Origin of the sequence: Rothia mucilaginosa, from assembly GCF_049990865.1 — a bacterium.
GTDB lineage: Bacteria > Actinomycetota > Actinomycetes > Actinomycetales > Micrococcaceae > Rothia > Rothia mucilaginosa_I.
In genome coordinates, this window is the sequence record NZ_CP188231.1 from 1,327,560 (window position 1) to 1,342,009 (window position 14,450).

Below are 14,450 nucleotides of genomic sequence, written 5' to 3' on the forward strand. Positions count from 1 at the left end.
TGTGTGCGGCGGCCCGCGGGCGGCTATAGCTAGCCGAGCTGAGCTGTCTAGCTGAGCTGTCTAGCCGAGCTGAACCTTACCCTCGCGCAGAGCAGTCAGCGCGTAGGACAGGTCGAGCGGGTACTCGCTGGTGAAGGTCACGCGCTCGCCGGTGCCGGGGTGATCGAAGCCCAGGCGGTGCGCGTGTAGCCACTGGCGGGTCAGACCCAGTTCGGCGCTAAAGCGCGGGTCGGCGCCGTAGGTCAGGTCGCCGCAGCAGGGATGGCGCAGCGCGGAGAAGTGCACACGAATCTGGTGGGTGCGTCCGGTTTCCAGGTGCACCTCCACCAGCGATGCGGGGCCGAAGGCTTCGAGCACATCGTAGTGGGTGATGGAGTTGCGTCCGTCTTCGACCACGGCAAACTTCCATTCGTTGCCGGGGTGGCGGCCGATGGGTGCGTCAATAGTGCCGCGCAACGGGTCGGGCAGGCCCTGCACGAGGGTGTGGTAGACCTTGTCCACGGTGCGTTCCTTGAAGGCGCGCTTGAGTTCGGTGTAGGCGCGTTCGCTGCGGGCTACGACCATCAGGCCGCTGGTGCCCACGTCCAGGCGGTGCACGATGCCCTGGCGTTCTGCCGCACCGGAGGTAGCAACCGAAATGCCCTCGCCCATGAGCGCGGAGATGACGGTGGGGCCGTGCCAGCCCGGCGAGGGATGTGCCGCCACGCCTGCGGGCTTATCCACCACAACGATGTCCTCGTCCAGGTGCACGATGCGGAAGCCGTCCACCTTCTCGGGGCGGATGTCCGCCAGATCGCGCGGTGCGGGGGCATCCACGACGACCTCGTCCCCTGCGGACAGCTTGTAGGACTTGCCGATTTTCACGGTCTTGCCGTTGTTGGTCACGCTCACGTGGCCGTCACGAATCCACCCGGAGGTGCGGGTGCGCGGCGCATCGAGGGCACCGGCGAGCGCGGCGTCCAGGCGCATACCGGCGAGCGCGCCTTCAACGGTGAATTCGGCGCGGATGCGTGCCGATTCTTCGGCGGCGTTGGTGGTTTCGCTCATGCGGCTCTCCTTCGGGTGGTGTTTGCTTAGGTTGTCTGTGTGAGGGGGTCGTCTGTGTGAGAACGGCTATAGGCACGTGTAATGGCGATGTAGCCGGGCGGGGAGCTACTTGGCGCTCTTTTCGTCGGTGCTCTTGTCGTCAGCCGGGGTTTCGTCAGCCTGCACGCGGGTGCCATTGAGGTTCAGACCCTTGAAATTCAGCAGCACGATGAACGCCATGCACACGCAGATCGCGGAGTCTGCAATATTGAAAATCGCGAAGTTCGGTACGGAAATGAAATCGACCACGTGACCGGAACCGAAGCCGGGCTCACGGAAGAGACGGTCGAAAAGGTTGCCGCAGATACCGCCGAGCAGGCCGCCCAGCGCGAGGGTCCAGGACAGCGCGCGGGTGCGGCGCAGCAGGTAGAGCACCACGGCTGCGGCGGCGACCATGACGAGGGTGAAAACCCAGGTGACGTTCTCACCCATGCTGAATGCGGCGCCGGAGTTACGGATCGAGTACCACCACAGAAGCCCGTCGATGACGGTGATGCGCTCCCCCAACTGCATCTGGGTAACGACCAGATATTTGGTGCCCTGGTCGATTGCGAACACGACGGCGGCGAGCACGAGCGCGAGGATACCCGCGGAGCGTCCAGAAAGGATGCGCACGCGGCGTCCAGCAGTTTTTTCGGCGGCGTTATCGGTTGCCTGTGCGACTGAGGATTCAGCAGTCTTGGGGGTGTTGGTCATAGCTCTCCTCTAGTCTGTGCCGGTTGCTGCGCCTACGATGCGGCGGCGCTATGGTGCGGAGGCCCTATGGTGCGGAGGTAGGGTCCGCTCGCGTTCGATAGTGCCCCTCTAGCTTAGCAAATCGGGGTAGTGCATCGAGTATTCGGCGGTGATTTGGCGGGTACTCTCCCCCGCTTCTCACGCTGGGTTATTGCACCGTGCCGGGCGGGTATGAGAATACCGCCCGGTTCTCTCAATCTTCCCCGGTGAATAGCGGTGGAAGAGAAAGAATCCGGGCGGCATACGCCTCAAAGCGTCGTTAGCTTAGCGTCGTTAGCTTATTTAGGCGAACTGTTTTATGCGGAAGCCTCGATGGACTTGAGGTTCTTCAGCTCCTGAACCTGTGCGTCCAGGTGCTGCAGCAGCTTGGAGCGGTAGCGGCTCTCGAAGCCACGCAGGGCCTCAACAGCGATCTCCAGCTCTTCCTTCTCGTCGGTGAGGCGAGAGAGAATCTCTTCGCGCTGTTGCTGAGCTTCGCTCACCATAGCGTCTGCCTTCTTCTCTGCCTCTTCAATCAGTTCAGCCTTAGCCTTCTCGCCCTGTGCCACGTAGTCGTCGTGAACCTTCTGTGCCATGGCGAGCAGTGCCGCTGCGTCCTGAGGTGCAGCCGGTGCCGCAGAGGACTGTGCGGGTGCTGCAGCCGCTGCGGGGGAATCGGGTGCGTTTGCGGAGAGCTGCTCAACCTGGCGCTCCAGGGCGTCACGCTCGGAGTAGAGTGCGCGCAGTTCGACAACGAGCTCGTCCAGGAAGTCGTCGACCTCGTTGCGGTCGTAACCGGACTCTTCGGTCACGATTTTGAAGCTCTTAGTGATCAGGTCTTCGGGGGTGATTGCCATGGGCTTCTCCTCTGGGTATCCCTACGGGGTTTGGTGGTGATGTTGAGTGCCGCGGATTCGCCAGCCGGATAGGTCATGGCCCCAATATTTCAGGGTCCCGATGATTCAGGGCATGGCTATGCCGCGATGCAGTCGTTGGCACCAATTCTACTATTCTTTGGTTTCTGTGCCCGGTTATACGTCGGTTGAACCGTAAAATATTCGCTCTGCGCAAGGGTGGGATTCACCACGTCTAATATCCTCCCTAGTCCCCGCTATCCCTCTTGTATTTTCTGCCCTGCGGTGCATTTTGAGAAGGTTTTCGAGGAGGCATTTTGGCGCTCCCCATTCGCTGAAAACCCGGGCACAGAACCCAAACACAGACCCCAGGCACAGATTCGGAGCACAGACGCAGAAAACCCCGCCGGCGCTCCATCCCCTGAGGGGTGTCAAGCGCAGGCGGGGCTCAAACTCTAGCTCTCTAGCCTCTCAGCCGAACGGGTCGAACGGGCGGTTTAGGAGAATGCCGCGGTTGCCCGCATCATGATGCTCAGCAGGAAAGACAGCAGAACAATCAAGATCAGGAAACCGGTATCCAACGCAACGTTACCCACACGAACCGGCGGAATCAGGCGGCGCAGCTGGTTCATCGGCCAGTCAGTCACCGCGTACACGCCGCTGGCGAAGAGCAACACAATGCCCTTGGGTCGCCACTCCGGAGCGAACATGCGCACCCAGTCAAAGAGCATGCGCAGAAGCATCGCAATGTAGAGAACGTAGACAACGATCGTAATGAGGGCGAAAATATAACCCATCTATCAGTCCTTAGCCCTGGTCGAAGGGGAATTCGCCGTCGGTCTCAAAGCCGGCGGGAACCTCAGAGTTAGCCACACCCAGAACCTCCAGGTTGGAGGGGGTCAGCAGGAACACCTTAGCGGTGACGCGCTCAATGCGGCCCTCCAGTGCGAATGCCAGACCGGATGCGAAGTCCACCAGGCGCTTAGCGTCTGCGTCGGGCATCTCTTCCACGTTCATAATCACGGGGATGTTCTCGCGGAATGCCTCACCAATGATCTTTGCGTCATTGTAGGAGCGGGGGTGGATAGTGGTGATACGACGCAATTCGTCCTCTTCTTCCTCGTAACCGTAGGTGTATCCGTTGGTTTCTTCGGGCGCGTAGCCCTCTTCGTAGTAGCCGTCGTTGGAGTACGTCTCGGCGTACTGCTCGGTGTATTCGGTATTCGGCACCGGGGTGTCCTCCCAATTGTCTGCGCTGGCGTCGTCCCAGGTCTGTTCGGTTTCCGCCAGGTCAGCTGTGGTTTCAGGTGTATGAGCGGTGGCGTGTGCCGCTGCATCTACGGTTGCTCGTCCGTCGGCAGGTTCTTCTGCGTCCAGATACTCGGTTTCTGTACCGTCATCGTAGCTATCAGCCTGCAGGTACTCTTCCTGTTCAGTATAGGCGGGTTCGTCCTGCTGGTGGTAGGTTTCGCTCTGCGGCTCGACTGCGCTGTTGCTGTACTGTGCCGAGCCGGGCAGTGCTGAGAGCCGGTTAGGGCCCTCGGTCTTCTGTGCTGTAGCAGCCTGCCCTGCGGAGGCGGTTGCCTCCCTGCGGGTGTCAGCCTGCACAGCCTGCGGGGATTCTTCCGGCGTCGCCTCGGCGTCCTGGTATCGTTCCAGGCCGAGGAAACCCGCCAGACGGCTTTGTTTCGCCATGATTCTCTCGCTGTTCTTTGCTTGTGGTGTACAGGGTCTGCCGTGGTGCTTCATCAGAAGGTGTGTGTGCGTGACGGTACGTCATGCACCGGCATGTATATATTACCAGCGCCCACCCCGCGCGGGCGGTCAGGGCGCCGATGATTATGCCACCGAATGCAGACCCGGAACTATAGCCTCTGAAGGGCCGCGGTTGAATAGGGCCTAGAGCGCCGGGCGCTTACCCATAATGTCGCTACCCACGCGCACGCAGGTCGAGCCCCAACGCACCGCCGCCTCCAGGTCGCCGCTCATGCCGGCGGAAATCTCGGTCGCGTGCGGCACCTGCTCACGCACCAGCGACGCCAAACCGTAGAGCTTCTCGAACGCCTCGTCCGGGTTCATGCCCAGCGGCGCTACCGCCATCACACCGCCGCAACGCAGGTGCTCGTGGTTCTCGATGCGCTCCACCAGCTCCAGCAGTTCGGATGCACTCGTACCGCCGCGCGCGCCCTCGGCAGCGTGCCCAGCCGTCGCGACCTCCGCCAGGGACACCTGCACCAGGCAGGTCAGCGCACCCTGCTCCGCCGCGGCGGGTGCGGGCGCCTCCCCCGCCTCAAAACGGGAGAGCTGGTTCGTGTACGCCTTCGCCAGCGCGTCCGCCAAGGAGGGGCGGTCCACCGAATGCACACTGGAGGCGTACTTGACCACGGATTTCGCCTTATTCGTCTGCAGCTGACCGATAAACGCCCAGTGCGGGGGCTGCACCTCACGCTGGGCGCAGTAGGCGGCGAGCTCACGAGCCTTCGCGCTCGCCTCCTGGTCGCGGTTCTCGCCGAAGAGGGACACTCCCCCATCCAGCAGCGCCGCCGCGTCGGAGGCGGGGAAGAACTTCGTGACCGTCACCAGCTGCACCGGGGCGCTCGCCTCGGTACGCACCGCGCTATGGTCCTGCTCTGCGGCGCGGATACGCTCAAGCACGCGGCGATAGTTCTGCAACAGCTGCTCGGCACGTTCGGGAGTGTACTGCAGATTCTCTTCTGTGTTCATTTCAGGCATCTTCTCTCCTTCAGCGGCTCTCTATCTTTAGCGGCTTTGTCTTTAGCAGCTCTACGCGGCAGGCTCCGTCAGCTTCTCAAGCCACACCAGACCCGCGATACGGCCCGGCTTCTCACCGCGGTTCGTGAACCCGCGATGCGAATACACCTCCGGCTCCTCAAACGTGCACTGGGCGCAGTCCATGCTCACCTGCACGCCCGCCTCTTCCAGCACCGCTCGGGCACCGGCGGGTAGATCCAGTCCGGGGGTCTGCTGGCTGGTCACCGAATGCACCTGCGGAATCAGCTCGGTAGACTCAGTGCGCATCGCCTCGGGTACCTCGTAGCAGCTACCGCAAATGCTCGGCCCCAACCACGCGGTAATTTTCTCCGCGCCGAGCTGACGCATACGAGCCACGGTCTGCTGGAGCACGCCGTCAAGCAGGCCGCGGCGGCCAGCGTGAGCCACCGCCAGGATCGGTTGCCAGTTCGCGACCCGCTCACCCACCAGCACCACGGGAATGCAGTCCGCCACCATAATCGCCAGGGGCACGCCCTCGGTGCTAATCGCCGCATCGGCGACCGGGGAGTTCTCCAGCACCGCGCGGGCACGTTCCGCGGTGCGCTCCTGCGGGGCACCGGGCGCGTAGGATTCCACTTCGTAGTCTTCCGGGTAGGCAATCTGCACGCCGTGCACCTGGTTCAGGTAGAAGAACGGCTCAGTACCCAACGCCTCCTCCAGGGCCGCACGGTGGTTGAGGGTGCGTACCAGGGAGGCGTCCATACCGCCACCGAGCTCATCGTCCACGTGCAGGCCCAGGTTGCCCGCCGCACGGGATGTGAACCCCACCCGCACACGCCAGGAGCCCAGGGTGCGAGTGTCGGCTGAGGCAAGTAGCGGAGTTTTGGGAGTTTCGCTCATCGTCTATTCCTTCATCAGATGTCAGCAGGTATAACGGCGGGTATAGCAAAGGGGAGCCGAGAACCGCACAAAGTGCGTGTTTCTCAGCTCCCCTATAGCTTCATAAGACTCTCAGCCGTGCAACGCCTAGGCGTTCACAGCCGGGCAGACTACTTCAGGAAGTCAGGGACATCCAGGGTGTCGCGGCGAGCCGGAGCTTCCTCCACAACCGGGGGAAGGTCAACGTCGAAGCCAGCAGCGCCGGTGGAAGCCGGAGCAGCAGCGGGTGCGTTGTAGCCGTAGCCGTTAGCAGCCGGAGCAGCGGTGGAACCGCCGAAGGATGCCTGGGTGCGCTGAGCCTGAGTAGCAGCAGCGGTAGAAGCGTTGGAGTTGGTCTCCGGGTTCACTGCGTCGAAGCCAGCAGCAATCACGGTCACGCGAGCCTCATCGCCCAGTGCGTCGTCAATAACAGCACCGAAGATGATGTTTGCGTCGGGGTGAGCCACTTCCTGAACCAGGCGTGCAGCCTCGTTGATCTCGAACAGACCCAGGTCGGAGCCACCCTGAATGGACAGCAGAACGCCGTGTGCACCGTCGATGGATGCTTCCAGCAGCGGCGATGCGATAGCCAGCTCTGCTGCCTTCACTGCGCGGTCCTCACCGGATGCCGAGCCGATACCCATCAGAGCCGAACCTGCACCCTGCATGACGGACTTAACGTCGGCGAAGTCAAGGTTGATCAGGCCGGGGGTGGTGATCAGGTCGGTAATGCCCTGCACACCGGAGAGCAGAACCTGGTCAGCGGACTTGAATGCGTCCAGCATGGAGACGTTGCGATCCGAAATCGACAGCAGTCGGTCGTTCGGAATAACGATCAGGGTATCAACCTCATCGCGCAGAGCAGCGATACCGGTCTCAGCCTGGTTGGAGCGGCGACGACCCTCGAAGGTGAAGGGGCGGGTCACCACACCAATGGTCAGAGCGCCGAGGGAGCGGGCAATACGTGCCACGACCGGTGCGCCACCGGTACCGGTGCCACCGCCCTCACCTGCGGTCACAAAGACCATGTCTGCGCCCTTGAGGACTTCCTCAATTTCCTGCGCGTGATCCTCGGCTGCCTGACGGCCAACCTCGGGGTTTGCGCCCGCGCCAAGACCGCGGGTCAGCTCACGACCAACGTCCAGCTTAACGTCTGCATCGGACATCAGCAGAGCCTGAGCGTCAGTGTTGATAGCAATGAACTCAACGCCGCGCAGACCAACCTCAATCATGCGGTTGACTGCGTTGACGCCACCGCCGCCGATACCAACGACCTTGATGACTGCCAAGTAGTTCTGGGGAGTTCCAGCGTCCATGTATTCCTCGATTGTTCCGTGTTCCAGCTTCGGAAGACCCGCAGCTTAATCTAAGCCTGAAGGTTTCCTCTAAAGAATGACTTTATCTGCTAGGATACCAAACTGTTTTTGTCGGTTCCTAGTCACACAGCGCAATTACCCCCTCTTTTTGCGGATTTCACACAAAAAGGGAGGATAAAGCGCCTGAATGGTTCCCCTAACGGGTCACCGGTACGCGCGGGGCAGACACGTCATAGACGGTCACCTTCTGCGTCTGTGCCTCGGAGGAGGTCTCCTCCTGGGCACGCTTAGCAATAGCCTGGCGCAGGGAGAGCAGGACCTTAGCCTTCAACTCACTCTCTTCAGCGGTTCCCCACTGCACCGTAGTATTATCCCTCAAGGTTAGAGTGATACTTGAGGTTGAGGTCGCGCTGGCTTCCTTAACCTGAGCTAGAAGCTCAGAGGGCATCGCCGAAAGCGCGGTAGAAATAGTGCGGAACTCAGCCGAAGTCTGCGGGTCATCACCGCTGAAACGAACCAGCGGCACCGACGTATCGGGCTGAGTTGCCGACTCCAGAAGGCTCACACCATCGCTATCAACAGTATGGTACGTATCGCCCTGCTTCACAACCGCAACCGCGGTACGCTCCTTCAGAGTCACCACCAGCTCATGCGGCGGACGGCTCTCCACCTGCACGCTACGAATCACATTATCCTGCCCGAGCAGCTCACGCACCTTCTTCTCATCGATGCGAGTGAGCGGAACGCCGCGCAGAGGCTCAAGCTTCTGCTCCACCTGAGTGGTCTCCAGTAGGGATGCGCCGCGCACCGTAATCTTCTGAGTCGCCAACAGGGGCGAGAAGAAGACCAGCACCACGTACAGCACCGCAATAATAGCCAGCGCCGAAGCGGTGTACAGCAGCTTACGGGCACGGGTCAGAGGCGCACGCTCCTTACGGGAGCGTTCCTCAGCACGCAGACCGTCCAAGCCCGGATCCTGACGCAGACGCTCACGCTGAGCCTGACGGCTCGCACGCTCGCGCTCCTTCTCAATCTCCGCGGCACGCTGCTGCTCACGCTCAGCACGCCAACGACCAAAACGGCTCGCGGGGCGAGGCTCTTCAGCAGCCTTCTCCCCCGCCTTATCGACGCTTTCTTCAGCCTTCGGAGCGGCAGACTCTTCGCGGCGAGATTCAGCAGAACCAGCAGAACCAGCAGACGCCTTGCCCGCGGTGGACACCGACTTCTTGTCAGAACCCTTATCGCTATCCTTGCCTACGCTCTTCTCCGACTGCGAGGACGCGACCTGAGCAGATGCAGTCTTAGCAGATGCAGTCTTAGACGAAGAATCCTCAAACGCCTCAACATCAAACAGCACGGGAGCGTGCTCAACCTCAGACACGGTACGACCGGTCATCAGCGCCGAACGCACCGAATCCTTCAAAGACTGCGCCGAAGAATGAACCGCCGCAGCGCTCTTGGAAGCCGCAGAATCAGTACCGTGCTGAGAAGACGCCTTATGCACCACAGGCTTACGCGGCATGTGTCGAACGGAGCTCGAAGACTGAGTAGCGGCAGAGCCGGCAGATACCCCAGAAGAGGCAGGCTGAGCGGATGCTGCAGGTTTTACAGATTCGGCAGCCTCTGCGGTCTTTGCCGCCTGAGGCTGAGCTACCTGAGGCTGCACGGACTTAGGCTGTACCGCCTCAGCCGGTGCCACCTCAGTCTGCACATTCTCAGGTGCCTGCTGGGCACGCAGGCGAGCACGCGAACGCGGAGCCTTCGGCGCGCGCGAGGAGGAATGCCCCTCCGAAGAGAGACCAGAACTCATCGGCACAGCCTAAGCCTCCGACTTCTTCGACTCGCCACCGTGACGGATCTCCAGGGACTCCAGCAGACGCGCACCCAAAGCAGTCACGTCGCCAGCACCAACAGTCATCACGATATCGCCGGGCTGAGCGCAAGCCACAATATCCTCAATCGCGCCCTCAGCCGTAGCGTAACGAACCTCAGAGAAACCAGCACCGGTAATCAGCTCGCTGGTCACGCCCTCAATCGGCAGCTCACGAGCCGGGTAAATATCCAGCACATGAGCGCGGTCAGCCATCGACAGGGCCTCCGCAAACTCCTTCGCGAACTCACGAGTACGAGAGAACAGGTGCGGCTGGAAAATCACGTACAGGTTATGGCCGTCAGCCACGGTACGGCCGGTCTCCAGGGCACGGAACACCTCGGTCGGGTGGTGCGCGTAATCGTCAAAGACCTTCACGCCAGCAACCTCACCGCGCAGGGTGAAGCGGCGGTCAGCGCCCACAAACTCAGCCAGCGCACGAACAATATCGGCAGCCTCGTAACCAGAAATGAGCGCCGAGATAAAAGCAGCCGAAGCGTTCAGCTGGTTATGGATACCGGGCACCTTCAGCGCAAGATCCTGCTCACCCTCATAACGCACTCCGCGGCATTCAAAAGACCAGGACAGGTGCGACGATGAGGAAGAACCAGCGCTGGTAATCTCGCTAATGCGCAGGTCAGCATCCTCAGACTCACCGTAGGTCACCACGGGCACACCCGCCGCACGAGAACGAGCCGCCAAAGTCGCCGCACCCTCATCATCAGCGCAGGTCACCACAACACCGTTAGGTGCCAGCGAAGCCACAAAACGGTTGAACGCCTCAAAGACACGCTCATCCGTCTCATAGAAGTCCAGGTGGTCCGGCTCAACATTCGTCACCACCGCAATAGCCGGGCGGTAACGCACAAACGAGCCGTCCGATTCATCAGCCTCAGCCACAAAAATCGACTCCGGACCCTGAGCACCCAAGTGAGCGTTCGTGCCGCGACCAGCGATCACAGTACCCACCGCAAAGGAAGGCTCCGCACCCAGCTGATCAAACATCACAGAAATCATGGAGCTGGTCGTGCTCTTACCGTGAGTACCGGCAACAGCAACCACCTGAGACTCACCCATCACAGCGGCAAGCGCCTCAGAACGGTGCAGCACACGCAGACCCTGCGCGCGAGCGGCAACAAGCTCCGGGTTATCCTCACGAATCGCAGTAGAAATCACCACGGTATCAACGTCCACAATGTTCTCAGCCTGCTGAGGAACACCCACACGAGCACCCGCAGCACGCAAAGACTCAACAGCAGCCGACTCGGCACGGTCAGAACCGCTCACCGTCACACCAGCCTGCAGCATCAGAGCGGCAATAGCGCTCATACCCGCGCCACCAATACCGATGAAGTGCACACGGCCCAACTTGCTCATCTTCGCGCGCTCAGGGAACGGCGGGTTCAGCGGTGCCGGCAACACCATCTCAAGATTCATCAATTCAGTCATTACTTCTCAGCTGCCTTCAATACTGCTTCAGCCATAACGCGCGCCGCGTCACGGATACCAAGTTCATACGCCGCAGCGCCCATACGCTCCAGCTCCTCCGGGTTCGCCATAAGAGCCGGAATCTCACGGGCAAACCACTCACCGGTGACCTCTGCATCCTTCACCAGCAGAGCCGCAGACGCCTCCACCAGAGAACGAGCATTCAGAGCCTGCTCACCATTACCAATGGGAAGCGGCACAAAAATCGCGGGAACACCCACCGCAGCAACCTCACTGACGGTCGCCGCGCCCGAACGCACCAGCAGAAGATCAGCGGCAGCGTACACATCCTGCATGCCATTGCTGAACTCAATCTGACGGTAATTCGGCGCGCTCAACGGCTCACCATTCTTATCCAGAACAGCCTTACCCTTACCGGTAATATGCAGAATCTGGAAGTCCCACTCCGCAAAGTGGTCACGGCACGCCGCCACCGCATTGTTCAGGCTCTGCGCACCCAGCGAACCACCGGTCACAATCACGGTCGGCTTCTGCGGGTCCAGACCCAGGTTGCGGCGAGCCTTCGAACGGTGCGCCTCACGGTTCAGGTAGGCAATCTCATCCTTCATCGGCATACCCACCAGGGTCGCGCGCGGGAACGGAGTATTGGGGAACGCAACACCGGTGAACTTCGCGAACGTACCACCCAGGCGGTTCGCCAAACCGGGCTTCGCGTTCGCCTCATGAATCACCACGGGAATCTTAGCGCTCAACGCCGACAGGTACGCCGGCGGGCACACGTAACCACCCACGCCAACAACCACGTCCGCATCTACGTCCTTGAGGATGCGGCGGGTCTTCGACAGGCCACCAAAGAACTTAGCGGGGAAAGCCAAGGCGGCACGGTTAATGCTACGAGGGAACGCCGCACGAGGAATGAACTCAATATCGAAACCAGCTGCCGGAACCAGCTCGGCTTCCATCTTGTCCGCAGTGCCCAGCATCAGAATCTTAGCGTTCGGTTCAAGATCACGAACCGCACGCGCAATCGCGAGCATCGGATTAATATGACCGGCGGTGCCACCACCGGCGAAGACTATAGAGGGCGCCTTCTTCGTCATAGGTCTTTCTCCCAACACATCGGTACAGCATCATTTTACGCTATCGCACCTGTTCAAAAGAGCGCCCCCGCCATTGAGCCACAACTCAATAGCGAGGGCGTTATCTCATATTCAGCACATACACATCACGGGCGGAGGCAAGAACCGCAACCCTCTCCCCCGACTGCCAGCCCCCGCAGCACAGGCTTCACGGAATGGGTTCCGCGGGGCTTAGCCCTGCTGGCGAGTGTTGCGCTGAGCGGAGTTCCGAGCCGCCCCCTGAGCCGGACGCTGCGCCTGCTGAGTGCCGTTCTTCGGAGCGCCCTTTGCCTGAGCACCCCTTGACTGAGCACCCCTTGACTGAGCGCCCTGTCGCGGCGTTGCCTGACGCTGAGCACCCTGGCGAGGATTACCCTGTCGCTGCGCGCGGCGCTGACGATCCTCAGGATGCAGCGGCTGCAGACCCGCAGGTAGCGAACCCGACGGACGGTGCTGGGCGCTACGAGGCTGGGCACCGCGAGGCTGCTGCACTCGCTTCTGCGCGGCAGGCTGCTGAGCGGTACGAGGCTGAGCGGGGCTCTGCTGTACAGTCTGCTTCGGCGCCGCTTGCTTCTGTGCGGCGGGCTTCTGGCCCGCAGGCTTCGCAGCACTCACCTTCTGAGCGGTCTGCTTCTGAGCAGCACGAGCCTGCTGACCGGTACGAGGCTGAGCGGAAGCCTTCTTCGGCGCTGCCACCGTCGGTGCAGGCTTCTGCGAGGCCTTCTGCTTCTGAGCTTCAGTCCTCTGCTTCTGAGCCTCGGTTTTCTGCTTCTGAGCTGCGGCCTTCTGCTCCGCCTTCACGCGGGCAGCTTCCTCACGAGCCAGACGAGCCTGCTCCTTCTGCTGCTCACGAGCCTGACGCTCCTGCTCCTTCTCCTGCTCCCGAGCCATACGAGCCAACTCACGCTGCTGATCCGGCGCAAAACCCAACCAGCGGCGCAACGTGCTCTCCGGACCAAAAACAACCTTCAAAGGATTATGTTCCTTCAGCAGGTGGCCACCGGCAGCCGCACGAGCTGCCTCCTCCTGATTCAGCACAATCTGCAACGGCGTACGACGATGCCAATCAGCATTCGCACGACGAACCTCACGCACGCTCTGGGTCTCAATATTCGACGGTGCCGTCGCGCCACGCAACGGAGTCTGCCGCGCAAACGCCAACAACAAACCCGCCGCAAACAACGAAGACAACAGCGACGAACCACCATAGGAGACAAACGGCAGAGGCACACCAATCACCGGCAAAATACGGGACACCATGCCCATATTGATAATCGCCTGAGAGCTCAGCCAAATCATGATGCCGCCCGTAGCCAAACGCACCAGCGGGTCAGTAGTGCGCAACATAATACGAACCGCACAATACACCAGGCCCGCATACAGCAGCAGAACCGCCAGCGTACCCAGCAGGCCCAGCTCCTCACCAATAATGGCGAAAATATAGTCGTTATGCGCCTCAGCCAAGTAGTTGTACTTCTGACGCGACTGGCCCAAGCCAACACCCAAGAAGCCGCCGGTCGTCAGCGCCACCTCACCAGAATTCGCCTGGTCACAGTTAGCGTTCGTGCACGAGCCCCAAACACCGAAAATACGAGCCACACGGTTCGCGCTACTGAGAACGCCCACCAGCGCCAACGCCGCAAACGCGCCGCCAATTTTCAGCAGCGAGCTGCGAGAAGCACCCGCCAGCCACATCATGCCCACAAAGATGAAGCCGTACACCATGGCGGTACCCATATCGCCGCCGAGCATAATCAGCAACACCAGGGCACCCACACCATAAATCGAGGGAAACAGCGTACGCCAAATACTGCGAGAAATATCGCCGTGGCGGCTATACACCCACGCCAGCCACATAATAATCGCCAGCTTCGAAAACTCCGACGGCTGAATCTGCACGCCGCCGGGGAATTTCAACCAGTTACGGTTACCGTTCACCTCAACGCCAACAACCACCACAGCAAGCTGCATGACCAACGCGGCAATCAGCATCGCGTTCACCACAAACTCCTTGTGATAAACACCCACAGGGATACGCGTAATACCCGCCATCGCAATCACGCCAAGCACCAAGAACATGACCTGCGACGAAACCTGCGAGAACGGCGACTGGCCCTGAGAAATCATGGTGACGCTCGACGCCGACAGCACCATAATGCAGCCAAAAATAGCCAGACCCAAGGTGGTGACCAGCAGCATCACCGGCACATCCCACAGGTCAGCCTTCAAACCACGACGGTACAGCCTATCGGCACGAGTACGGAACGGCGCAGAGAAATCCTCCCAACCGGCTCGCAAAGACGCCCAACGACCACTCGCGGTCGAACGCGCCGAAGAAGCCGAACGCTCCGAAGATACGCTGGTACTCACATGCCCTCCTATAGGCCTCAAC

The 14,450-nt window shown here is 60.9% G+C and carries 12 protein-coding genes; all 12 read right to left on the minus strand.

All coding sequences use genetic code 11. The features are described 5' to 3' along the window. Positions 1-60: 60 nt before the first annotated feature. On the minus strand, positions 61-1,047 hold the full coding sequence (locus tag ACP3RB_RS05180; RefSeq protein WP_311449967.1) for an RluA family pseudouridine synthase: 987 nt from the start codon (positions 1,045-1,047) through the stop codon (positions 61-63). Positions 1,048-1,152: 105 nt separating this feature from the next. Continuing rightward, positions 1,153-1,782 carry a signal peptidase II gene (lspA, locus tag ACP3RB_RS05185; protein WP_426698707.1) on the minus strand — a complete coding sequence of 210 codons (630 nt, stop codon included), beginning with the start codon at positions 1,780-1,782 and terminating at the stop codon, positions 1,153-1,155. Between the two features lie 335 nt (positions 1,783-2,117). Next, positions 2,118-2,657: a DivIVA domain-containing protein gene (locus tag ACP3RB_RS05190; RefSeq protein ID WP_426698708.1), complete on the minus strand. Its 540-nt coding sequence runs from the start codon at positions 2,655-2,657 to the stop codon at positions 2,118-2,120. Positions 2,658-3,151: 494 nt separating this feature from the next. After that, a complete protein-coding gene (locus ACP3RB_RS05195) occupies positions 3,152-3,451 on the minus strand; it encodes a YggT family protein (protein ID WP_294627031.1) in 300 nt (99 codons plus the stop codon). A gap of 10 nt (positions 3,452-3,461) precedes the next feature. After that, positions 3,462-3,944 (minus strand): cell division protein SepF, encoded by a 483-nt coding sequence (locus tag ACP3RB_RS05200; RefSeq protein WP_426699566.1) that lies wholly within the window; start codon positions 3,942-3,944, stop codon positions 3,462-3,464. 609 nt (positions 3,945-4,553) lie between these two features. After that, positions 4,554-5,387 carry a YggS family pyridoxal phosphate-dependent enzyme gene (locus tag ACP3RB_RS05205; RefSeq protein ID WP_426698709.1) on the minus strand — a complete coding sequence of 278 codons (834 nt, stop codon included), beginning with the start codon at positions 5,385-5,387 and terminating at the stop codon, positions 4,554-4,556. A 51-nt stretch (positions 5,388-5,438) separates the two neighbouring features. After that, the gene (locus tag ACP3RB_RS05210; RefSeq protein ID WP_426698710.1) at positions 5,439-6,287 is read right to left on the minus strand and encodes a polyphenol oxidase family protein; all 849 of its coding nucleotides are present in this window, start codon (positions 6,285-6,287) and stop codon (positions 5,439-5,441) included. 149 nt (positions 6,288-6,436) lie between these two features. After that, entirely contained in the window at positions 6,437-7,621 is a 1,185-nt protein-coding gene (gene ftsZ, locus ACP3RB_RS05215; RefSeq protein ID WP_049354877.1) for a cell division protein FtsZ, read from the minus strand. Between the two features lie 196 nt (positions 7,622-7,817). Further along, complete coding sequence (locus ACP3RB_RS05220; RefSeq protein WP_426698711.1) at positions 7,818-9,431, minus strand: cell division protein FtsQ/DivIB; 1,614 nt, start codon at positions 9,429-9,431, stop codon at positions 7,818-7,820. A gap of 9 nt (positions 9,432-9,440) precedes the next feature. Beyond that, entirely contained in the window at positions 9,441-10,940 is a 1,500-nt protein-coding gene (murC, locus tag ACP3RB_RS05225; protein WP_426698712.1) for a UDP-N-acetylmuramate--L-alanine ligase, read from the minus strand. Next, positions 10,940-12,040: an undecaprenyldiphospho-muramoylpentapeptide beta-N-acetylglucosaminyltransferase gene (gene murG, locus ACP3RB_RS05230; RefSeq protein ID WP_426698713.1), complete on the minus strand. Its 1,101-nt coding sequence runs from the start codon at positions 12,038-12,040 to the stop codon at positions 10,940-10,942. The genes murC and murG overlap by 1 nt, the downstream gene beginning before the upstream one ends. Before the next feature lie 210 nt (positions 12,041-12,250). Further along, positions 12,251-14,428 carry an FtsW/RodA/SpoVE family cell cycle protein gene (locus ACP3RB_RS05235; protein ID WP_426698714.1) on the minus strand — a complete coding sequence of 726 codons (2,178 nt, stop codon included), beginning with the start codon at positions 14,426-14,428 and terminating at the stop codon, positions 12,251-12,253. Positions 14,429-14,450 lie beyond the last annotated feature (22 nt).